Below are 22761 nucleotides of genomic sequence, written 5' to 3'. Positions count from 1 at the left end.
GTTGACTACTTCATCGTGCCGAGACTGTCGCTGGGGCGTTGAACGTGGTTGACTGAACGTGGTCGCAGCTTCTGTGTTCGTGTTTTTGCACCCGCAGGATCGTCGTTGCGATCGCGGTTCCTGCGAGGGTTGTAGGTCGGGTCGAGTTCCGACGACACACGCGTTGGTAAGCGGTCGGAACGGGCCCGGTACACCGGACGTCGGTGAACCGCACCCGGTAAGAGAAGGAAAGTACGAAAGATGCCACAGGGAACTGTGAAGTGGTTCAACGCGGAGAAGGGCTTCGGCTTCATCGCCCCCGAGGACGGCTCCGCTGACGTTTTTGTCCACTACACGGAGATCCAGGGGTCGGGCTTCCGCACCCTGGAGGAGAACCAGAAGGTTGAGTTCGAGGTCGGCCAGAGCCCCAAGGGCCCGCAGGCGACCGGCGTCCGCGCCGTCTGAGCCACCGCAACACCGAAGACACCCCCGGCCGTGCCGGGGGTGTTTTCGTATCCGGCGCCGTGCCATTGCCCCGTCGCCTGGGCCACCACGGATAGTGTCGAACATGTGAGCCAACTGTCCTTCTTCTCGGCGGAGTCGGTACCCCCGACCATCGCCGACCTGACCGGCCTGCTGGCCGCCCAGGGACAGGTGGTTTCCGTCGGTGGGCAGGCGCGGCTGTCGGTGGTGGTCGATCGGGCGTGGCGGGCCCAGGGCCTTGCCGAGATGATCGCCGAGGCCGGGCTGACCCCCGAGCTGACCCGCACCGACGAGGACAACCCGCTGGTGCGCACCGCGCTGGACTCGCGCGTCGTCGATATCGCGGGTGCCTGGACGCGCGGCGCGGTGAAGACGGTGCCGGGCAGTTGGCTGCCCGGTCCGCGCGCGCTGCGTGCCTGGACGCTGGCCGCCGGTGTCCCCGAGGCCGACGACAGGTACTTGCTGGGCTTGGACCCGCATGCACCGGACACCCACGCCACGCTGGCATCTGCGCTGATGCGGGTGGGAATCGCACCCACCCTGATCGGTACCCGCGGATCGCGACCGGCGTTGCGGGTGAGCGGTCGACGACGGCTGTCGCGCCTGGTCGAGAACGTCGGGGAACCCCCCGGCGATACCGAAGCGTTTGCACATTGGCCGCGAATATGAGGCCATCCGGCGGGCGAGCCAGTTTGCACAAGCCCGTCCTGGATGCGAAATTGTCAGTTGCCTGGGGTGACACATACCGCCGGGCAACACAGAAGTGGAGAGTAGAAGAAGGTGGCTGACGACGACCGGAGCCGGGGAGGCACCGGTACAGTTCGGCGGCTCGTGATTGTCGAGTCGCCGACCAAAGCGCGCAAGATCGCCGGCTATCTGGGCTCCAATTACATAGTCGAATCCTCCCGCGGCCACATCCGGGACCTGCCGCGCGCAGCCGCCGATGTCCCGGCCAAGTACAAGTCCGAACCGTGGGCGCGGCTCGGGGTGAACGTCGACGCCGACTTCGAACCGCTCTACATCGTGAGTCCGGACAAGAAGAGCACGGTCACCGAGCTCAAGGAACTCCTCAAGGATGTCGACGAGCTCTACCTCGCCACCGACGGTGACCGCGAGGGTGAGGCCATTGCCTGGCACCTGCTGGAGACGCTGAAACCGCGCGTTCCTGTCAAGCGGATGGTCTTCCACGAGATCACCGAGCCCGCCATCCTGGCTGCCGCCGAAAGCCCGCGTGACCTGGACATCGACCTTGTCGACGCGCAGGAGACCCGCCGTATCCTCGACCGCCTCTACGGCTACGAGGTGTCCCCGGTGCTGTGGAAGAAGGTGGCCCCCAAGCTCTCGGCGGGCCGGGTGCAATCGGTGGCGACCCGCATCATCGTCCAGCGCGAGCGCGAGCGCATGGCGTTCCGCAGCGCCGGCTACTGGGATGTCAGCGCCGAGCTGGACGCGTCGGTCTCCGATCCGGCCGCCTCGCCGCCGCGGTTCACCGCCCGACTCAACACCGTCGACGGCCGCCGGGTCGCCGCCGGCCGAGATTTCGACTCCCTCGGTGCGGTCAAGAAGCCCGACGAAGTCCTCGTCCTGGACGAGGCGGGCGCGACCAGCCTGGCCAACGGCCTGCGCGGCGCGCAGCTCGCGGTGTCCTCGGTGGAGCAGAAGCCCTACACCCGCAAGCCCTATGCGCCGTTCATGACGTCGACGCTGCAGCAGGAGGCCGGCCGCAAACTGCGGTTCTCCTCGGAGCGCACCATGAGCATCGCGCAGCGGTTGTACGAGAACGGCTACATCACCTACATGCGTACCGACTCCACGACGCTGTCGGAGTCGGCGATCAATGCCGCGCGGAATCAGGCCCGCGATCTCTACGGCGCGGAGTACGTCCATCCCACGCCGCGCCAGTACACCCGCAAGGTCAAGAACGCGCAGGAGGCGCACGAGGCGATCCGCCCGTCCGGTGACGTTTTCCAGACCCCCGGCCAGCTGCACAGCGCGCTGGAGGCCGATGAGTTCCGGCTCTACGAGCTGATCTGGCAGCGCACCGTGGCCTCTCAGATGGCCGACGCCCGGGGCACCACACTGTCCCTGCGCATCTCGGGGCAGGCCGCGGGCGGCGAACAGGTCGTCTTCAATGCCTCCGGTCGCACCATCACCTTCCCTGGCTTCCTGAAGGCCTATGTCGAGAGCATCGACGAGCAGGCCGGCGGTGAATCCGACGACGCCGAGAGCAGGCTGCCCAACCTGACCCAGGGTCAGCGCGTGGATGCCGCGGACCTGACCGCCGACGGGCACACCACCTCACCCCCGGCGCGCTACACCGAGGCCTCGTTGATCAAGGCGCTCGAAGAACTCGGTATCGGTCGCCCATCGACGTACTCGTCGATCATCAAGACCATCCAGGACCGCGGTTACGTGCACAAGAAGGGCAGCGCCCTGGTGCCGTCCTGGGTCGCGTTCGCGGTGATCGGGCTGTTGGAACAACATTTCGGCAGGCTGGTGGATTACGACTTCACCGCCGCGATGGAAGACGAGCTCGACGCGATCGCCTCGGGCAACGAGCGACGCACCAACTGGCTCAACAACTTCTACTTCGGTGGCGAGCATGGTGTGGACGGCTCGATCGCGCGGGCCGGCGGGCTCAAGCAGTTGGTCGGCGGCAATCTCGAGGAGATCGACGCGCGACTGGTCAACTCCATCAAGCTCTTCGACGATGACCAGGGTCGCGCCATCAACGTCCGCGTCGGGCGTAACGGTCCCTACCTGGAGCGGATGATCGAAGATCCGGACAATCCGGGCGAACTCAAGCCGCAGCGCGCCAATCTCAAGGATGAGCTGACACCCGACGAACTGACCCTCGAGCTGGCCGAAAAGGCTTTCGCGACACCGCAAGAGGGTCGTTCGCTCGGTATCGACCCGGAAACCGGACACGAGATCGTGGCCAAGGACGGACGTTTCGGGCCCTATGTCACCGAGGTGTTGCCCGAGCCCGAGGATCCCGACGACGGCAGCGCGGGCTCGCCGGCCAAGAAGGGTAAGAAGCCGACCGGACCCAAGCCGCGCACCGGCTCGCTGCTGCGCTCCATGGATCTGGAGACGGTGACCCTCGACGACGCGCTCAAACTGCTCTCGTTGCCCCGCGTGGTCGGTGTCGACCCCGCCAACGGTGAGGAGATCACCGCGCAGAACGGCCGTTACGGGCCATATCTCAAGCGCGGCACCGATTCTCGTTCGCTTGCGACCGAGGAGCAGATGTTCACGATCACCCTCGACGAGGCGCTGGCGATCTACGCCGAACCCAAGCGGCGCGGCCGTCAGGGCGCGGCCACCCCGCCGCTGCGGGAGCTGGGCAACGACGCCGCCTCGGGTAAGCCGATGGTCATCAAGGATGGCCGGTTCGGACCGTACGTCACCGATGGGGAGACCAACGCCAGCCTGCGCAAGGGTGACGATGTCCTCTCGATCACCGACGAGCGTGCCTCGGAGTTGCTGGCCGACCGGCGTGCTCGCGGCCCGGTGAAGAAGGCCACCAAGAAGGCAGCGGCCAAGAAGACGGCGGCCAAGAAAACGGCGGCCAAGAAAACGACCGCGAAGAAGGCTCCCGCCAAGAAGGCCGCGAAGAAGGCCTAGCCGGAACGCGTCAGGAGCTCGGCTCGGGCTGCGGCGCGTGGGCGATGGCGCGCACGGCGGGCCTGGCCAGCTGGGTGGGCGCCGACCGGCCCCGCAGTTCGACGATCTCGCCGACGTCCCAGGCCAGCGCCTCGGCATCGACGGCACTGCTGACCGCGTTCGCCGAGGCCAGCACGTGGCCCTCCTCGAGCTTGGCCAGCTCGGTGAGCCGAGCCGCCTCGTTGACCGGGTCTCCGATGACGGTGTACTCGAAGCGGGCCTGCGCCCCGATGTGCCCGGCGATCGCCCGGCCTGCCGACACCCCGATACCGAACTCCGTCTGGCCCAACACGTTGATCAGCTCGTCGTGCAGTTCGCGGGAGGCCGCCAGCGCCGCACCGGAGGCGTCCGGGTGCTCGATGGGCGCGCCGAAGATCGCCAGCGCGGCGTCACCCTGGAATTTGTTGACGAAGCCGCCGTGCTTGTTCACGGTGTCCACGATGACCCGGAAGAACTCGTTGAGCAGGTTGACGACCTCGGCGGCCGGGATGGTCGACGCCAGCTGTGTCGAGCCGACCAGGTCGACGAAAAGCACGGCCACATCGCGTTCCTGGCCGCCCAACTCGGTGCCGCGTTCCAACGCCCGGCGGGCCACGTCCTCGCCGACGTAACGGCCGAACAGGTCGCGCAGACGCTGTCGTTCGGCCAGATCGCGGACCATGTCGTTGAAGCCTGCCTGCAGCAGGCCCAGTTCGCTGGCGTCGTAGATCTGCATGTGGGCGTTGTAGTTTCCGCGCTGCACTTCCCCGAGCGCCCAGCGCAGCTGGCGCAGCGGATCGGCGATCGACATGGACACCAGGACAGTGCCGACCAGACCGATGAGCAGCGCGGCGATGGCCAGCAACAGGATCGGGGTGGCCAATTTGTCTGCGGGCGCCTTGAGCACCTCGAACTTGCTGGCCACCACAGCCAGCACGATCGTCAGGATGGGCACGCCGGTGGAGAGGACCCAGGTGAGCACCTGGCGCAGGATCACCCCGGGTGCGCGGAAGTTCTCCGGCACCCCGGTGCGCAGTGCGGCCACCGCAACCGGGCGCAGCACCCGCTCGGATTGCAGGTAGCCGATGATGGCCACCGTGGTGGCGCCCAACGCCGAGGCCACCGCGACCACCGGCGCCGACCGGCTGGCCACCGGCCAGCTCGCCACGATGAACACCACCGAGCCCAACAGCCAGTTGGTGACGTTGATGACCGAGCGGTAGAACGGCATCTTCAGTGCGCGTGCGCGGGCAACTTCGCTGATGGGAGCCACATCGCCCATCAGGGTGTCCCGGCGCTGCCAGCGGATCACGGGCAGCAACAGCCGCAACGTCACGTAGGCGGCGATGCTGAACGACACGAACAGAAAGCCCAGGAACACGGTCAGGTTGAAGGTGGGCAGCTCCTGGAGCTGCACGCGATCCTCAGGGGGCAGCGCATAACGAAGGAACCCCAGCACCATCAGCGCGCCGATGATGTCGGCCTGGACCATGCCCAGCAGGAACACCGGCCAGGGGGTACGGGCCACCCATCGCACGAACGCACTGATGCGCCCGATCGGTATGGCCTCCGCACTCACCCGTTTACCGTATCGGTCGGTCGCGACCTCTGGCGCCGCTGTCGCCGTGTCGTGTCCCCGGGTGGCACTAGGGTGCAGATGTGGGAAGCGGTGTTTTTTCGTCTCTGGTGGGCCAACACCACGTCGAGGAAGAGCTGGTGGCGGCCGCTTCGGCGGCCCGTGCCGCCGGGTCGCACAGTGCGCTGACCGCAGGCGGGATGACCCATGCCTGGTTGATCACCGGCCCACCGGGATCGGGGCGTTCGGTGGCCGCGGTGTGCTTCGCCGCGGCCCTGCAGTGCACATCCGAGGGTGTGCCGGGCTGCGGGGAATGCCGGGCGTGCACCACGACGATGGCCGGTACGCACGCCGATGTCAGGCGGATCATCCCCGAGGGGCTGTCGATCGCGGTCAAGGAGATGCGGGAGATCGTGCAGATCGCCTCCCGCCGGCCGGGGACCGGACGGTGGCAGATCGTGGTCGTCGAGGACGCCGACCGACTCACCGAGGGAGCGGCCAACGCCTTGTTGAAGGTGGTGGAGGAGCCGCCGCAGTCCACGGTGTTCCTGCTCTGTGCGCCATCGGTGGATCCCGAGGACATCGCGGTGACACTGCGGTCGCGGTGCAGGCACGTCGCGTTGGTGACACCACCGACCGACGCGATCGCCGAGGTGCTCACCGAACGGGACGGGATCGCCGCCGATGTCGCGGCCTGGGCGGCCTCGGTCAGCGGCGGCCACGTGGGCCGGGCGCGCCGGCTGGCCACCGATCCGGAGTCCCGACAGCGTCGCGAGCGTGCGCTCGGACTGGCGCGGGATGCGGCCACGCCCACCCGCGCGTATGCGGCGGCCGAGGAGTTGGTGACCACCGCCGATGCCGAGGCCAAGGCACTGACGGTGGACCGCAATGAGGTCGAGACCGAGGAATTGCGCACCGCGCTGGGCGCCGGCGGCACCGGAAAGGGCACCGCGGGTGCGATCCGCGGTGCAGCAGGAGCGATGAAGCTACTGGAGCAGCGGCAGAAATCGCGCCAGACCCGTGCGTCGCGGGACGCGCTCGACCGGGCGCTGATGGATCTCGCGACCTATTTCCGCGACGCATTGGTGGTGTCGGCGGGTGCGGGGACGGTGACGGCCAACCACCCGGACATGGCCGAACGGGTCGGCGCGATGGCCGCCCACGTGCCACCGGATCGACTGCTGCGCTGCATAGAGGCGGTCCTGGAATGTCGGGAGGCGCTCGCGGTGAACGTGAAGCCCAAGTTCGCCGTCGACGCCATGGTGGCGACGGTAGGGCAGGCACTGCGCGTCTGAACGCCAACTGATTCGTGCCGCGGGCGGGGGCTGTCGTAGACTCGTCGGGCCTGCCAAGGCAGGCGCGCCACCCTAGCTCAGTCGGTAGAGCAATTCACTCGTAATGAATAGGTCAGGGGTTCGATTCCCCTGGGTGGCTCCACGTCTTCATGGCTGCACGGGTCATGGCTGCACGGCATCCCGCCAGGCCAGTGGGTTCAGGTGCCGGTACGGATCGGCGGCGCGGATCTGCAGCAGCTCGGCCAGCACCGCCTCCAAGGATTTCTGGGTACGACTCTTGACCGTCTCGGCCCAATCGTCGGCTCCGACGCCGGCGGGTCTGGTCGAGTCGATGGGCTCGGCGAAACGCAGGTACATCCGTTGCGGCCGCGGGATCATGGTCGGCCCGATCCCGCGCACCAGCGGCATCGCCATATCGGGTTTTCCTGCCAGACGACTCGACAGGCTCGCGCTGAACCTGCCCCATGCCCCGTCGCGGGTGGTGAAGCTCCGGTAGACGTCGTCGCCACCGATCAACCCGGCCGGGACGATCGGGTAGTCGTGCTCGGCGGCGATCCGGGCGAACCCCGCGCGGCCGCGCCAGTTCAGGGTGTTCTCCTCACCCTTGAACTTGCCGATCTCGCGGCCTCCGCCCGGGAACACCAGGATCGGCTGGTCATGGCGCATCAGTTCACGCGCGGATTCGGGCGCGCCGACGGTGGCGCCGCAAGCAGCCAGCAGATCGGCCGCCGGGCCGGGCATTCTGCCGAAGGCGCGGTCGGTGAGCGGTCGGACCAGCGTGCCGAGTTCGCGACGCACCACATACGGAATCAGGAACCCTTCGGTTCCGGACTGAGTGTGGTTGCCCACCAGCAGGAATCGGCCATCACGGGGCAGGTGCTCGAGTCCGTCGATGAAGGGGCGGCACAAGTCCACCAACGGCGCTGCGCCATCGGCAACGGTCTCGACTGCCCGCCGTATCGCACGGATGCGGCCGGGCTGGTTCATCAGATTGGCGGTGTCGGTCATGACGGACATGTCGCCACGATACCGAACGAACTGGTTCGTCTGATTATGCTTCTGCTGTGAGACGCACGACGGAACTTCGCGACGATATCCTCACCGCGGCGCGCGCCGAGTTTGCGCAGTACGGTCTGGCCGGTGCCCGCATCGATCGCATAGCTGCCGCTGCTCATGCCAGCAAGGAGCGCCTCTATGCGCATTTCGGTAACAAGGAGGCGCTGTTCCGCGAGGTCTTCGTCACCGACGGCGCCGAACTCTTCCGTTCGGTCACGCTGTGTCCAGAGGACGTCGCCGAGTTCGTCGGCGGGGTCTATGACCTCGCCTGCCGTCGGCCCGAGCACCTACGCATGGTCACCTGGGCACGGTTGGAGGGATTCGACCTGGGCGCACCGGAGTTCGAGGACGCGCCGCCCACGGCGGCGGCACTCGCCGCGATAGGCGCGGCGCAGGCCGACGGTCACGTCGACCCGAGCTGGCGCCCCGAGGATCTGTTGGTGATGTTGTTCTCCGTGGGTCTGGCCTGGGCGCATCTGCCGCATCCGGACGCTGTCGCCCAGGGCGAGCAGGAAACCGCGCGCCGCCGCGACGTGGCCATCGAGGCCGCCCGCCGACTGATCGCGACGCGTCCTTAACCCGCCCGACGCCGAGCTTCCCTTCGCTCGGCCAGGCGGCCGAACAGATCATCGAGGTCGATCTCATTGGCCTGCCGCGGCCTGCGCTGATGAAAGCGGGTGTCGTCGTAGCTGGCCGGGCACTCGAACCGGTGCAGATGCAGGCAGGTGGCCGGCCACCTGCCCTCGTACACATCGTCGAGATCGACAACCTGCCGGGACAACCGCCGGATGGCGAAGCGGTTACCGGCCGCGCTGTCCTCGGTGGGGAACTCGGCGGCGTCGAACAGCTGCCAGCCACCATAGATGGTCTGCAACCACACGGTCTCGATGCCGCAGTGTCTGCACGGCGCCACCGTCGAGGGCCGCGAGTCCGAGGAGATCATCAGCCAACCGTAGGCGCGGGCACCGACAAGTCGGGGGCAGCACACGCCGGTGTCAGCGGGGAGCGACGAATCCCACCGGTCCCGACGCGATGCACACCGACAACGCCGCGGTGTTCGCGCTGACCGTGATCGAGTCACCGGCGCCGGACAACCGCACGAAGACCCGGTTCAGGCCGGGATGGGTGGGCACCTTCACCGGTGCGCCCTCGGCCAGCGACATCGTCAGCGAGCCCTCGCTGTTGGCCAGATAGTTGATCTCGGCGGTCCAGTCGGCGGGCAGCAGCGGACCGTCCAGCGGCATCGTGACGCCGGCATCGGTCTGCACCAGATACCCGCAGTTGGGGATCGGACCTGCGACGATGGACCGCACCCAGGTGACCAGCGCCTCGCGCAGCGTGCCGGTGCTGTCGAGCACCCTGAGATCGCTGGTGGTGCCGCTGAACTCGGGGCGCTGCGGCAACAGGGCGAACATATGGCTGGCCAGATTCTCCGGCGCGGCCACCCGCTGCATGATCATCGGATCGACCTCCTGGTCGAGCAGCGGCGTCCCGCGCGGCGCACCAGCCAGGCCGGCCTCGGCGTTGTGCAGGTACTGCGGCACCGGGCTGTCCCGCCACACCCGCAGGAATGTCGATGTCGAGTACAGGCTGCTGCCGACGAATGCGACGGCCAGGGCACAGACCACCGCGGTGCGCCCCCGGGAGGCATCCAGCCATGCCGATCCCGGCCGGTTGTGCGCGCTCAGCGCGACGGCGGCCAGGATGGTCAGCACCACCACCAGATCGGGCAGGTAGCGCAGGGCCTGTGCCAGTTCCAGCGCGGTGAACTGCGACGAGCGCATCAGATAGATCGGCACCTGACAGGCCAGCGCGTAGCCCAGCGCGGCCGCCCATACCGCGGCGATCCGCTGTTTGCGGGCCACCGATACCGCCACCACCGCGGCCAGCGTGATCCAGCCCAGCACCATCACCGTGACCGGCGGGGTGGCCCACGGTGAGGCGGGGGCCCAGCGCTGCCAGTCCCACGGCCCGCCGGCCAGACCCGGCACGATCCCGTGCGTCACCGAGCGCCACCACAGTTCGGCGGTCATGCCCAGATCCAGCGTCCACCGCTTCTGGTCGACCACCAGCAGGTACACCCCGATCCAGGCCGCGGTCACCGCCAGCAGCCCGACCCACAGGCGAACCCCCCGATGCCACACGGCGGCGAGCGGTTCCCTGCTGACCCACGCCAGCAGGGCGGTCACCGTGAACGCGACGAACGGGATCACCGCCGACTTCTCGAAGAACAGCAGGCCGCCGCAATAGACCAGCACCCCGGTCACCGCGTACCGCCGGTTCCCGGTGCGCACCAGCTGGATGGCGTCCCCGCACACCCAGGCCAGCGCGGCAAGCATCGGCAGCGAGTTCAGCCCGGCGGCCCACCACGCGAAGGCCGGCACCGTCAGCGGCGTGAACAGGGCGAACACCAACGGGACCAGCAGCACCGGGCGCCACCCGAGGATCAGGTGCAGCACGCGCAGCAGGGCCAGCGAGGCCAGCAACTGCAGCACCACGAGGCTCAGCGCGGGCCACAACCATTCCAGCGGAGCCAATCGGGTGATGGCCCCGGCGACGAGGAACGCCCCCGGCATGACGTGCCCGTCGTGATCGTCGAACAGATACTCGACGGACAGCAACCCCTGCGTGCCCGCCCGGCCGATCAGGATCAGGTCATCCCAGTAGAAGTAGCCCCCGAAGGCGAGCACCGCCCGGATTGCCAGCTGTGCCGCGATCAACGCAGCGGCAACCCTGGGGACCCATTTCATCGCAGCCGACTGTACGGACGTGCGCCGGGTCACTCAGCCCGCGGTCGGATAGTCTCCCCCGACGGCCTGGCGGGCTTCCCACGCCGAGGCGACCATATCGGTCAGCGAGTGACGCATCTGCCAGCCCAGATCCCGTGCCGCCAGGGTGCCCGCGGCCACGATGCGGGCCGGATCGCCCGGGCGTCGCGGCGTGACCGCCGGCTCGAAGTCGATACCGGTGACCTCCCGGATCGTGGTCATGATCTCGCGCACCGACGTTCCCGATCCGCTGCCGAGGTTGTATACCGGCTCGACGGGCTCACCGGCGGCCAGCCTTCGGGCCGCCGCAACATGGGCGTCCGCCAGATCGGAGACATGGACGTAATCGCGGACACAGGTGCCGTCCGGGGTGGCGTAGTCGCCGCCGTTGATCTGCGGGACGCGGCCGCCGTACAGCATGTCGAGCACCTTGGGGAACAGATTGTGCGGGCTGCGGTCGTACAGGTCGACCGAGCCGGAACCGACGACATTGAAGTAGCGAAGGCTGGTGTGCCGCAGCGGGCGTGCGCGCGCCACATCGCGCAGCAGCCACTCGCCGATGAGCTTGCTCTCGCCGTACGGCGATTCGGGCGCCGTCGGCGTCTGCTCGTCGACGATCTCGACATCGGGGGTGCCGTAGGTGGCGGCGCTGCTGGAGAACACGATCTGGTCGACATCGGTGGCCGCCATCGCCTCCAGCAGGGTCGCCATCGCGGTGACGTTCTGGCGGTAGGTGTGCAGGGGGTACTTCACCGATTCGCCCGCGTACTTGTATCCCGCGACGTGGATCACCCCGGTGACATCGTGATCGGCCAGCGTCGCGGTGACGGTGTCGAGGTCCAGCAGGTTGGCGGTGACCAGTTCGACACCGTCGGGCACGAATCCGGCGATACCGGTGGACAGATCGTCGATCACGACGACATCGGTGCCCGAGGCCCTCAGTGCGCGCACCACATGCGCGCCGATGTAGCCGGCACCGCCGGTCACTAGCCAGGACATATCTCTCCTCATGTAGGGGCCCGAAGCCGGGTTCATGCTGTCATGGATCAGGATCGGGCGAGCGCGTACAGGTGCACGGCGATGCCGACCACGGGCCCGCACAACAGGGCGGTGACGGTTCTGGTCTCCAGTGTCACCGGGAGTAAGAGCAGCGCGGCGGCAGCCAGGGTGGCGCCGATCCATCCGGCGGCGTAGGCGCGGTGCAGCGCGGCCGCGACGGCCGCGGCACCGGTGAGCGTGAGCAGTGCGATGGCGGTGGCCGCGGCGGTCAGCCAGGCCAGCAGCGTCCCGCTCGCCTGATACTCGGGCCCGAATGCGGTGTGCAGCAGCCAAGGTCCGGCGAGCGCGGCCGCTGCGACACCGATCGCTCCGATCACGGTGACCACCAGTGCGGGGGTGAGCAGCGCAGTCAGTCTGCGGTTCCGCTGGTCGACGAAGTGCGCAATCAGGTTGCCCTGCATGGCCGTCAGCGGGACCAGTAGTGGAGCTCTGGTGAGGGTGACCGCGAGAATCACCACCCCGCCCGCGGCGCCGAGTTCGGAACTGGTGGCCTGCAACAGCACCGGAAAGCCCATTACCAGGATGGCGCTGGCGCCGGCCGCCGCCACCGAGTGCGAGGCGCCCGTCAGAAATGTGCGTGCGCTGCCCGCGCAGGTCAGCGCGGCCGCCGCCCGGGCAGGCCGGGAACACACCAGCATGATCAGCCAGGCCATGCACCCGGCGACGGTGGCCCACAGGAAACCCGCAAGTCCCCACCCGAAGACGAACGCCGCCGCCGCGACCGCCACCCGGGTCGCCGCGTCGGTCACCATCAGCGAGCCGTACTGGGTCCACCGATCGGTACCGGCCAACATACCCAGAAGCGTTGCGTGCAGGCAGAATCCGCCGAGCCCCACGCTGAGCAGCGCAACGCTGAGCCACTGGTACTCGGTGAACACCCTGGCCGACCACAGCGGTGCGGTCGCGCCGATCAGGGTGGCAGCGCCGACACCGACGCCGACGGCCAACCACATCGGACGGGTCCTGGGTTGTTCGGCTCCGATCCCCACCCGACCGGCCCGCACCTCGCGGGTGGACTCCTGCAGCAGACCGTTGGCCGCGCCGCTGACGAGACCGAAAGCTCCCCAGAACACTCCGAAGAGGGAGAAGCCGGCCGGCTCCAGGCTGCGGGCGGCCAGATACAGCACCGCGTATCCGCACAACGCGGTGCAGGCGGTGGCGATCCCGACCGTGGTGACGCTGGCCCGCGTGACCGGCCCGCGCGCCGGCAATGCGGAGCCGCCGTCGGTCACAGGTCCGGGAGGTCGGTGGAGTACAGCCAGCGGTCCCAGAGTCCGCGCAGCGAGACATCGGCATGGTTGGCCGCCAGGCCGGTGAAATCATCGGTCACCGCGGTGCTGTGACGGTATCGGGCGGTCCAATCCTGCAGCAGTGCAAAGAAATTGTCGTCGCCGATGGTCCGGCGCACGGCATGCAGGGTCAGCGCGCCGCGCTTGTACACCCGGTCGTCGAACATATCGGCAGGCCCCGGATCGGTCAGCAGCAGATCCTGCGGCGAGTCGGCCAACCTGCGGTGGTAGGTGCGGGCCCGTTCGTCGGCACTGGGACCGCCGGACTCCTCGGACCACAGCCACTCCGCGTAACAGGCGAAGCCCTCGTGCAACCAGATGTCCCGCCATCGGCGGGCGGTCACCGAATTGCCGAACCATTGGTGGGCCAGCTCATGGGCGATCAGCCGCTCAGAACTTCGCCTGCCGTCACAGTGGTTGGCGCCGAAGATGGACAGTCCCTGTGCCTCAAGCGGGATCTCAAGATCGTCGTCGGTGACGACGACGGTGTAACCCGTGCTCAACGGGTAGGGACCGAACTGGCGGATGAACAATTTCATCATCTGGGTCTGCCGGCCGAAGTCATGGTCGAAGTTGCGGCGCAACCGATCCGGCAGGACGGCGTGCATCGGGACCGGGCTCTTGTGCAACCGATGCCGGGTGTATTCGCCGATCTGCAACGTGATCAGGTATGTCGAAGTGGGCTCGGCCTGCTCATAGGTCCAGGTGGTGTGGCTGGCGCGGGTCTGCTTGGACAGCAGCTCGCCGTTTGCCAGCGCGTAGTAGGGGCTGTCGGTGCTGATCCTGATGCGGAAGCTGGCCTTGGCGGAGGGGTGATCGTCGCAGGGGAACCACGAGGCGGCGCCGTTGGGCTGACCGGCGACCAGCGCGCCGTTGGACAACTCCTCGAAACCGACCTCACCCCAGAGGGTGCGCAGCGGTCGGGGAGTGCCGCCGTAGCGCACCACGATCGTCATCGCCGCACCGGCCGGCAGCGTCTCGCCGAGGGTGATGTGTAGTTTTCCGCCGTGACATCGGAAGTTGTTGGGGCGCCGGCCGTTCACCGTCACCTTCGACACCCCGAGTGCATCCGAGAGATCGAGGGTGAAGGCGCGCAGCGCGGCAAGGGTCACCGCGGTGACGGTGACCGTGCCGCCGAGGCGGTTGATCGCCACCTTGTACTCGATGTCGAGTTCGTAGCGTGACACCCGGTAGCCGAAGTTGCCGTTGCGAGGCAGGTACGGGTCGATCACCGGGGGAGTGTGTGCCGTCTTCTTCGCGACCTTCTTGGCACTGCTCATTCGGCTCGTTTCTTCTTCGACTTCGTCCAGGGGGCAATGGGATTGCCCTGCCAACGGGTCCATGGCGGAACCTCGTCACCGCGCATCACCAGCGAGGCCGGCCCGATGGTGGCCCCCGCGCCGATGCGGGATGCGGGCAGCGCGACACAGTGCGGACCCAGCGTGGCGCCCTCGTCGAGGATCACGGTGTCCATCCGCATGATCCGGTCGTGGAACAGGTGGGTCTGCACCACACAACCGCGGTTGACGGTGCTGCCCGCACCCAGCGAGATCAGGTCGGCCTCGGGGAGCCAATAGGTTTCGCACCACACACCGCGACCGATCTTCGCGCCGAGACCGCGCAGCCAGATGTTCATGATCGGGGTGCCGGTGGCGGCCCTGGCGAACCAGGGCGCGGCGACCGTCTCCACGAACGTGTCCGACACCTCGTTGCGCCAGACGAACGACGACCACAGCGGGTGTTCGATGGCGGTGATCCGGCCGATGACGAGCCACTTGGCCGCCACCGCGATCGCCCCGGCGACGGCCCCGGCGACCAACAGGACCACGCCGCCCGCCAGCGCCGTCCAGCCGTAGCCGATCCTGCCGGCGAGCGCATGCAGCGCGCCGAGCACCGCGACGCCGATGAGGAAGGTGACGATGACCGGGATCAGCCTGCAGGTTTCGACCACCGAACGCATGATCTTCAACTCGGTCGACGGGTTGAAGGTGCGCAGGGCATCGGCCGCGGTCGGTTGGCGACGCAGCCGGATCGGTGGGCTGCCCAGCCAGGATGACCCGGCCTTGGCCTTGTGCGGGGCGGCCGAGAGCACCGCCACCAGGCCGTCGTCGGGAACTCGCCGGCCGGGCTGGGTGATTCCGGAGTTGCCGAGGAAGGCGCGCTTGCCGATGGTCGCCTTGGCGACGTGGATCCAGCCGCCGCCCAGTTCGTAGGAGGCCACCATGGTGTCATCGGCCAGGAATGCCCCGTCTTGCACTTCGGTGAACTTCGGGGTCAACAATGCGGTGGAGATCTCGGTGCCCTTGCCGACCTTCGCGCCCAGCAGACGCAGCCACCACGGAGTGAGCAGGCTGGCGTACACCGGGAACAGGTAGTTGCGCGCCGCATCCATCAGGCGCTCGGTGGCCCACAGCTGCCAGCCGACCCGGCTGCGCACCGGGTGATACCCCTCCGTGAGACCGAGTGAGAGCAGCCGAACGCCCAGCACCGTCAGCGCCGCGTAGGTGCCGAACGCCACCAGTGCGGCCACCGGGGTCCATGCCAGCGCAGGTATCAGCGCGTCGGTCGGGCTCGCGGTGCCGCGCACCGCCCACGCCAGCACGGCAAGCCCGGCGGCCAGCGCCGTCAGGGGTAGCGCACCGAGCAACATCGACGTGACGCTGTAGATGCCCACCCACAACGGCGCCCGGCCGGGGCGCTCGTCGGGCCACGGGTGGCGGGCCTTACCGGATTTCGCGGCCGGCGAGCCCTTCCAGTACTGCCCGTTCTTCACCTTGCCGACGACACCGGAGCCCGGCGCGACGTCGGCGTTCTTGCCGACCGTCGCACCGGGGAACAACGTGGTGCGCGCGCCGATGGTGGCGTCGGTGCCGATGCTGATCGGTCCGACGTGGAAGATGTCCCCGTCGATCCAATGCCCGGTCAGGTCCACCTCGGGTTCGACGGACGCGCGGTGCCCGATGGTCAGCATGCCGGTGACCGGCGGGGCCGAATGCAGGTCGACTCCCTTGCCGATCGAGTTGCCAAGGGCACGACCGTAATACACCAGCCATGGGGCGCCTGCCTGGTTCTCCGCCCCGCTGGCCTCGGCGAGTCGTTCGGCGAACCACACCCGCAGGTGCTCCGATCCGCCCCGGCGGTAGCTGCCGGGTTGCAGATTCGACAGCAGGGTCCGCGCGCCGAGCACCGCGATGCCCATCCGGCCGGGCGGGGTGATGAAGATGATGAAGCCGGCCAGCACCCACCACCAGTTCAGCGTGTTCGCCCACGGCACCAGGTCGAGCGCGGCGGCGATGTTGTTCAGGACGGCCAGCCAGATGACCCACTGCAATCCGGTCAGCGTGGCCAACGGAACCGACAATGCGACCTGGGCGAGCTGGGTCGATACCGGAGTCGGGCGCACATCGCGGCGCACCACCTCCGGTGGCGGGGCCAGCTCGTCGAGATAGCCGGCCAGCGAGCCGAGTCGCGGGTGGTCGTAGAGATCGGCGACGGTGACCTGCGGATAACGACCGCGCACCGCCGTGACCAGCTGCGCCGCCGACAATGAGCCGCCGCCGAGGGCGAAGAAGTCCGCTTCCGGCCCGTCGACGGGCGCGGCCAGCACATCGCGCCATAGCCCGGCCAACCAGCCCATGGTGCCGCCGAGATCGGGCTCGTCCTCCGGTGCGGCGCCCGGCGGCGGCCAGGGCAACGCGTTGCGGTCGACCTTGCCCGAGGTGCGGGTCGGCAAATCGTCGAGCAGAACCAGCCGCGGTATCAGCGCGGCGGGCAGCGCCTCGGACAGTGCCGCGCGCGCGGCGACCAGATCGAAGGCCGGGTCCGCACTGGCGATGTAGCCCACCAGCAGCGGGGTGCTGCTGGTCGTCTTGCGGACCGCGGCTGCCCCGCCGCTGACCCCGGGCAGGTTGACCAGCGCGGCGTCGACCTCGCCGAGTTCGATCCGTCGTCCGCCGACCTTCACCTGATCGTCGGCGCGGCCCTGAAAGTAGAGTCCGTCGGCCTCCAGTCGCACCAGGTCGCCGCTGCGGTAGGCGCGGGCCCAACCCAGGGTTCCCATCGGGGCGTACTTCTCGGCGTCCTTCTCGGGGTCGAGGTATCGGGCCAGGCCGACACCGCCGATCACCAGTTCGCCGACCTCCCCGAGGCCGACCGGGCAACCCTGCTTGTCGACGACCGCCAGATCCCAACCCGGCAAGGGCAATCCGATACTGACCGCGGAGCGCCCATCCAGCGGGGCGGCGCATGCCACAACGGTGGCCTCGGTGGGGCCATAGGTGTTCCAGACCTCGCGGCCGTCCACGGCCAGCCGCTCGGCGAGTTCCGGCGGGCACGCCTCACCGCCGAAGATCAGCAGCCGTACCGCCTCCAGCGCCTCGGCGGGCCACAGCGCGGCAAGTGTGGGGACCGTGGAGACGACCGTGACGTCACGGCTGACCAGCCACGGGCCCAGATCCATCCCGCTGCGCACCAGCGACCGCGGGGCGGGCACCAGGCAGGCGCCGTTACGCCAGGCCAGCCACATCTCCTCGCAGGAGGCATCGAATGCCACCGACAGCCCGGCCAGCACCCGGTCGCCGGGACCTATCGGCGCCGACCTCAGGAACATCTGTGCTTCTGCGTCGACGAAGGCGGCCGCATTGCGGTGGGTGACCGCCACGCCTTTGGGTGTCCCGGTCGATCCGGAAGTGAAAATGATCCAGGCGTCGTCACGGGTCAGCGGGGCCGCCGCGCGCCAGCCGCGCGATGATCCGGGACCACGTACCAGACCCGCCTCGGTGATGATCGCGACCACCTGGGCCTCGCCGAAGACCAGCGCGGCCCGTTCCTCGGGATCGTCGGCGTCGACCGGCACGTAGGCGGCGCCGGTGGCCAGGGTGGCCAGGATGGCCGTGTAGAGGGCATAGCTGCCCGAGGGCATCCGGATGCCGATCCGGTCGCCGCGGCCGATACCTCGGGCGGCCAGCCACTGGACGCTCTCCTCGATATCGCCGATCAGTTCGGCATAGGTGAGCTGGACCTCGCCGTCGTCGATCGCCGGCGCATCCGGGAACCGGCGGGCCGTCTCGTAGAGGATGTCGACCAGGGTCCGCGGGGGAGCAGCGGCTTCTGCGAGTAGGTACTGGGAAGGGATGGCCTGCCCGGCTTCCGCTGCTGTCACGGCTATAAAACTACTGAAGCCCGGTGACCCGTCCACACGCGGCGCACGGCTGCCGGATTGTTCCGTTCTGGTCGTGCTGATCGCAACCATTGGCCGATGGTGTGCACCGCTCCTAACGTGGCCCACGTGCGGCTATTCGTGGCAGATGAGACGTGGAGTGAACTGACCTCCGGGGTGGACCCCGTGGTGCGGGTGTCGGCCCGTGACCTGCAGCAGGCGCAGCGGGCGCGCACCCGTCTGCGTCATGACGACGGTGACGTCGCGGTGATCCTCGACGTCCAGGTCGCGGTCGCTCCGGATGTCCGCTCCGCCTTTGCCTCGCTGGCCGCTGCCGATGGTGTGCGCTATGCCGGAACGGTGCAGGGTCTGGCCGGGCTGATCGCCGATATCGAGACCGCCGGGGTCGCCGACGGGGTGACGTTGGTCGACGCTTCGGGGGCCGATCCCGATCTGGCCGAACTGGGCCGCACGGTGCTGGATCTGTTGTCACAGCGGCACCGCGCCGTCGCCTGAATCACGGAGCGCAGACCTATCCAAGATCGGTATCAGTAGCCACCGAAATGGTCTTGGACATGTATGGATTCTCTCCATACCGTTGCTGGTGTGACTGCGACTCTTCCCACTCAGCTGACCGGCCAGATGATCATCGCCGGGACGCCCGTCACGGGCACCGGCCAAGAGGTCCGGGCATTCGATCCGGCATCGGGTCAGCCGCTGGAACCGAGCTACCACTACGGTGACACCGCGGATGTCGAGGCCGCCGCGGCGGCTGCAGCCGATGCGTTCCCGGCCTACCGCGCCACCACCGCTGAACAGCGTGCCCGCTTCCTGGAATCGATCGCGTCCCATATCGAGGCGGTCGCCGAGGCGCTGATCGCCCGCGCGGTCGCCGAGAGTGGGCTGCCGACCGCGCGTATCACCGGGGAGGTCGGCCGCACCACCGGCCAGTTGCGATTGTTCGCCGAGGTACTGCGGGAAGGCAGTTGGAACGGTGCCCGTATCGACACCGCCCAGCCCGACCGCACTCCGCTGCCACGTCCCGACATCCGGCAGCGTTTCGTACCGCTGGGCCCGGTCGCGGTGTTCAGCGCCTCCAACTTCCCGCTGGCCTTCTCGGTCGCCGGCGGCGACACCGCCTCGGCCCTGGCCGCCGGTTGCCCGGTCGTGGTGAAGGGGCATGACGCACATCCGGGAACCTCGGAGATCGTGGCGCGTGCGGTCACCGCCGCCGTCGCCGAGTCGGGGCTACCCGCCGGCGTGTTCTCGCTGTTGTTCGGGAGCGGACCCGGTCTCGGCGTCGCGTTGGTCACCAACCCGCATATCAAGGCCGTCGGGTTCACCGGATCCCGTTCCGGGGGAACGGCGTTGATGGCGGCCGCCGCCGCACGCCTCGAGCCCATCCCGGTCTATGCCGAGATGAGCTCCATCAATCCGGTGTTCCTGCTCGAGGGTGCGCTGGCCGCTCGTGGTACGGAGCTGGGCAGGGCCTTCGTCGGTTCGCTCACCATGGGATCGGGGCAGTTCTGCACCAATCCGGGTCTGATCATCGGCGTCGACGGCCCAGGGCTCGATGCTTTCGTCACCGCGGCAGGCGAGGCCATCTCTGCGGCGCCGGCCACCCCGATGCTGACGCCGACCATCGCGGGAAACTACGCATCCGGTGTCGAGATGCTCAGCAGCGCAGCCGAATTGGTTGCGCGTGGCCAGGTCGGCGCCATCGAGACCTGCGGGCAGGCGGCGCTGTTCAGCACGGATGCGCAGAGCTTCCTGGGTAGCGAAGACCTGCAGGCCGAGGTGTTCGGCTCGGCAAGCCTGATCGTGCGGTGTGCCGACTCCGCGGAGATGCACACCGTTGCCGCCGGTGTCGAGGGGCAGCTCACCGCGACCGTGCATGCCGACACCTCTGATGAACAGGCCGCACGCGAACTGCTCCCGCTGCTGGAGCTCAAGGCGGGCCGGATCCTGTTCAACGGCTGGCCCACCGGTGTCGAGGTGTGCCACGCGATGGTGCACGGCGGCCCGTTTCCGGCAACCTCGGACTCGCGCACCACATCGGTCGGTGCCCGTGCGATCGAACGGTTCCTGCGTCCCGTGGCCTATCAGAACGTCCCGAAATCGCTGCTGCCCAGTGCTGTTGCCGACCACAACCCCGATCGCCTGTGGCGGCGCGTCGACGGGCGTCTCACGCAGGACTGACATACCCCCACCACCATTTCAAGGAGCTTTCCACAATGCGTCCCACGTTCCACGGCGTGCTGTTCTTTCCCGTCACCCCCTTCACCGCCGCCGGTGCCGTCGACATCGACGCGCTCTCGGCGCACCTGACCAAAGGTATCGAGGCCGGCCCCGGCGGTGTGTTCATCGCCTGCGGCACAGGTGAATTCCACGCTCTCGAACTCGGCGAGTTCCGCACCGTGGTGCGCACCGCCGTCGAGGTGATCGCCGGACGTGTTCCGGTGTACGCCGGAGCCGGCGGGTCGGTGGCCCAGGCCAAGGCGTTCGCGCTGGCCGCACAGGAAGAGGGGGCCGACGGCATCCTGCTGCTACCGCCCTACCTGGTCGAGGTGCCCCAGCCCGGACTGGTGGATTATGTCGCCGCGGTCGCCGGCGCCACCACGCTGCCGGTCATCGTCTACAACCGCAACAACGCGAAGTTCACCGAGGAATCCGCTGTCGCCGTCGCCAAGATCGACAATGTCGTCGGATTCAAGGATGGCACCGGTAATTTCGATCGGGTGGCGCGGATCGTGGCCGCCGTCAAGGCCCAGGTCGACCCGGACTTCCTGTTCTTCAACGGTCTCCCCACCGCCGAGACGACCCAGTTGGCGTTCCGCGCCATCGGGGTGCCGCTGTACTCCTCGGCGACGTTCGCGTTCGCCCCGGATCTGGCGCTGGCGTTCTACAACTCGCTGGAGTCGGGCAATATCGAGTTGACGAGTGCGCTGCTCAACGCGTTCTTCATCCCGCTGGTTCAACTGCGCGACACGGTCCCGGGATATGCCGTCTCGCTGGTCAAGGCCGGCGTCACGATGGAAGGTGTGCCGGCCGGATCGGTCCGCCCGCCGCTGGTGATGCCCAGCGCCGAGGATGTCGCGGCACTGGCCTCGATCGTCGCAGCCGGTCGCGCCGTGCTGGCCGATGCGCTGAGCGGAGCCGTGTAACTCGTGAGCGCCATCCGCATCACCGGCACGCGGATCACCCCGGTCGCCTTCGTCGACCCCCCGCTGCTGAACACCGTTGGGGTGCACCAGCCCTACGCGCTGCGGGCAATCATCCAACTGGACACCGATGTGGGTCTGGTCGGTCTCGGCGAGACCTATGCCGACACCCGCCATCTGGCCCGGTTGAACGCCGCCGGCGCGGCCATCACCGGTCTGGACGTGTTCGCGCTCAATGAGATCCGCGCCGCGATCGCGGTGGCGCTGGCCGGAGATGATGCGGCGGTGGGGACCGCGGGCATGATCACCACCGCAAGCGCGGTCGACCAGGTGCTCTCTCCGTTCGAGGTGGCTTGCCTGGACGTGCAGGGCCGAGCATTGGGTAGACCTGTGTCGGATCTGTTGGGCGGCAAGGTGCGTGACGCCGTACCGTTCAGTGCCTACCTGTTCTACAAGTGGGCAGGCCATCCCGGTGCCGAGCCCGACCAGTTCGGCGAGACGCTGGACCCCGACGGCCTGGTCGCCCAGGCGCGCCGCATCATCGACGAATACGGTTTCACGGCCATCAAGGTCAAGGGTGGCGTGTTCGCTCCGGAAGAGGAGATGGCCGGTATCGAGGCGTTGGCCAAGGCCTTCCCCGGTGTCCCGCTGCGGCTTGACCCCAACGCCGCGTGGACGCCGCAGACCTCGATCAAGGTGGCCGCCGGGCTGGCAGGCATTCTGGAGTATCTGGAGGATCCGACACCCGGACTGGACGGGATGGCCGAGGTCGCCAGGGAGTCCCCCCTGCCGCTGGCCACCAACATGTGTGTCGTCGCCTTCGATCAGCTCAAACCGGCCGTCGCGAAGGATTCGGTGAAAGTCGTTCTCTCCGATCACCATTACTGGGGTGGGCTACAGCGCTCTCGGTTGCTGGCCGGGATCTGCGAGACCTTCGGACTGGGCCTGTCCATGCATTCCAACTCGCACCTGGGCATCAGCCTGGCGGCCATGGTCCATCTGGCAGGCGCCACACCGAACCTCACCTACGCATGCGACACGCACTGGCCGTGGAAGACCGAAGATGTCGTCAAAGACGGTGTGCTGCGCTTCGTCGACGGTTCCGTCCCGGTACCGACCGGACCGGGCCTGGGTGTCGAGATCGACGAGGATTCGCTGGCGGCGCTGCACGAGCAGTACCTCACCTGCGGCATCCGTGACCGGGATGACACCGGTTACATGCAGACCGTCGATCCGAGTTTCACACTCGCCAGTCCGCGCTGGTAAACCGGATCTCATCTCAGCTCGATCCC

17 protein-coding genes and 1 tRNA gene are annotated in these 22761 nt (G+C 68.2%); 10 read left to right on the top strand and 8 right to left on the bottom strand.

Annotated features, from left to right (window positions below; all coding sequences use genetic code 11):
• The first annotated feature begins 240 nt into the window (after positions 1-240).
• The 3 genes from PGN27_RS12110 to topA all read left to right on the top strand — a co-directional run bounded on the left by PGN27_RS12110 (position 241) and on the right by topA (position 4089).
• Complete coding sequence (locus PGN27_RS12110) at positions 241-444, top strand: cold-shock protein (protein WP_006243848.1); 204 nt, start codon at positions 241-243, stop codon at positions 442-444.
• Between the two features lie 105 nt (positions 445-549).
• On the top strand, positions 550-1131 hold the full coding sequence (locus PGN27_RS12105; RefSeq protein ID WP_335326335.1) for a hypothetical protein: 582 nt from the start codon (positions 550-552) through the stop codon (positions 1129-1131).
• 111 nt (positions 1132-1242) lie between these two features.
• Positions 1243-4089, top strand: coding sequence for a type I DNA topoisomerase (gene topA, locus PGN27_RS12100; protein WP_335326334.1), 2847 nt, complete (start codon positions 1243-1245; stop codon positions 4087-4089).
• Between the two features lie 10 nt (positions 4090-4099).
• On the opposite strand, the gene PGN27_RS12095 is transcribed toward topA, so the two are convergent.
• Positions 4100-5686 carry an adenylate/guanylate cyclase domain-containing protein gene (locus tag PGN27_RS12095; protein WP_019510773.1) on the bottom strand — a complete coding sequence of 529 codons (1587 nt, stop codon included), beginning with the start codon at positions 5684-5686 and terminating at the stop codon, positions 4100-4102.
• A gap of 80 nt (positions 5687-5766) precedes the next feature.
• Here PGN27_RS12095 and PGN27_RS12090 point away from each other — a divergent pair, with 80 nt between their 5' ends.
• Both PGN27_RS12090 and PGN27_RS12085 read left to right on the top strand, forming a co-directional pair.
• A complete protein-coding gene (locus tag PGN27_RS12090) occupies positions 5767-6978 on the top strand; it encodes a DNA polymerase III subunit delta' (protein ID WP_335326333.1) in 1212 nt (403 codons plus the stop codon).
• Positions 6979-7044: 66 nt separating this feature from the next.
• Positions 7045-7120: transfer RNA gene (locus tag PGN27_RS12085), tRNA-Thr, on the top strand.
• A gap of 20 nt (positions 7121-7140) precedes the next feature.
• On the opposite strand, the gene PGN27_RS12080 is transcribed toward PGN27_RS12085, so the two are convergent.
• The gene (locus PGN27_RS12080; RefSeq protein WP_335326332.1) at positions 7141-7995 is read right to left on the bottom strand and encodes a lysophospholipid acyltransferase family protein; all 855 of its coding nucleotides are present in this window, start codon (positions 7993-7995) and stop codon (positions 7141-7143) included.
• A gap of 47 nt (positions 7996-8042) precedes the next feature.
• On the opposite strand from PGN27_RS12080, the gene PGN27_RS12075 reads away from it, so the two are divergent.
• Complete coding sequence (locus tag PGN27_RS12075; RefSeq protein ID WP_335326331.1) at positions 8043-8612, top strand: TetR/AcrR family transcriptional regulator; 570 nt, start codon at positions 8043-8045, stop codon at positions 8610-8612.
• Here the strand turns inward: PGN27_RS12075 and PGN27_RS12070 are convergent.
• The 6 genes from PGN27_RS12070 to PGN27_RS12045 are packed head-to-tail and all read right to left on the bottom strand — an operon-like array spanning position 8609 to position 18311.
• The gene (locus tag PGN27_RS12070; RefSeq protein WP_335326330.1) at positions 8609-8977 is read right to left on the bottom strand and encodes a hypothetical protein; all 369 of its coding nucleotides are present in this window, start codon (positions 8975-8977) and stop codon (positions 8609-8611) included. The genes PGN27_RS12075 and PGN27_RS12070 overlap by 4 nt on opposite strands.
• Before the next feature lie 52 nt (positions 8978-9029).
• Positions 9030-10784 (bottom strand): hypothetical protein, encoded by a 1755-nt coding sequence (locus tag PGN27_RS12065; protein ID WP_335326329.1) that lies wholly within the window; start codon positions 10782-10784, stop codon positions 9030-9032.
• 33 nt (positions 10785-10817) lie between these two features.
• Positions 10818-11801: a UDP-glucose 4-epimerase GalE gene (galE, locus tag PGN27_RS12060; protein ID WP_335326328.1), complete on the bottom strand. Its 984-nt coding sequence runs from the start codon at positions 11799-11801 to the stop codon at positions 10818-10820.
• A gap of 47 nt (positions 11802-11848) precedes the next feature.
• Complete coding sequence (locus PGN27_RS12055) at positions 11849-13093, bottom strand: hypothetical protein (RefSeq protein ID WP_335326327.1); 1245 nt, start codon at positions 13091-13093, stop codon at positions 11849-11851.
• Entirely contained in the window at positions 13090-14430 is a 1341-nt protein-coding gene (locus PGN27_RS12050) for a M1 family metallopeptidase (protein WP_335326326.1), read from the bottom strand. The genes PGN27_RS12055 and PGN27_RS12050 overlap by 4 nt, the downstream gene beginning before the upstream one ends.
• Positions 14427-18311, bottom strand: coding sequence for a Pls/PosA family non-ribosomal peptide synthetase (locus PGN27_RS12045; protein WP_335326325.1), 3885 nt, complete (start codon positions 18309-18311; stop codon positions 14427-14429). Before PGN27_RS12045 ends, PGN27_RS12050 begins: the two co-directional genes overlap by 4 nt.
• A gap of 126 nt (positions 18312-18437) precedes the next feature.
• Between PGN27_RS12045 and PGN27_RS12040 the strand changes: the two genes are divergently transcribed.
• The 4 genes from PGN27_RS12040 (at position 18438) to PGN27_RS12025 (ending at position 22735) form a co-directional block, all read left to right on the top strand.
• Positions 18438-18824 (top strand): hypothetical protein, encoded by a 387-nt coding sequence (locus PGN27_RS12040; RefSeq protein ID WP_335326324.1) that lies wholly within the window; start codon positions 18438-18440, stop codon positions 18822-18824.
• 90 nt (positions 18825-18914) lie between these two features.
• Positions 18915-20507 carry an aldehyde dehydrogenase (NADP(+)) gene (locus tag PGN27_RS12035; RefSeq protein WP_335326323.1) on the top strand — a complete coding sequence of 531 codons (1593 nt, stop codon included), beginning with the start codon at positions 18915-18917 and terminating at the stop codon, positions 20505-20507.
• 35 nt (positions 20508-20542) lie between these two features.
• Positions 20543-21472, top strand: a complete 930-nt coding sequence (locus PGN27_RS12030; protein ID WP_335326322.1) for a 5-dehydro-4-deoxyglucarate dehydratase — start codon at positions 20543-20545, stop codon at positions 21470-21472.
• 3 nt (positions 21473-21475) lie between these two features.
• Positions 21476-22735, top strand: a complete 1260-nt coding sequence (locus PGN27_RS12025; protein ID WP_335326321.1) for a glucarate dehydratase family protein — start codon at positions 21476-21478, stop codon at positions 22733-22735.
• The last annotated feature ends 26 nt before the right edge of the window (positions 22736-22761 follow it).

Source organism: Mycolicibacterium neoaurum (assembly GCF_036946495.1).
Taxonomy (GTDB): Bacteria; Actinomycetota; Actinomycetes; order Mycobacteriales; family Mycobacteriaceae; genus Mycobacterium; species Mycobacterium neoaurum_B.
Note: the sequence above shows the minus strand (reverse complement) of the source record. Positions and strands in the feature narration are given on the sequence as shown.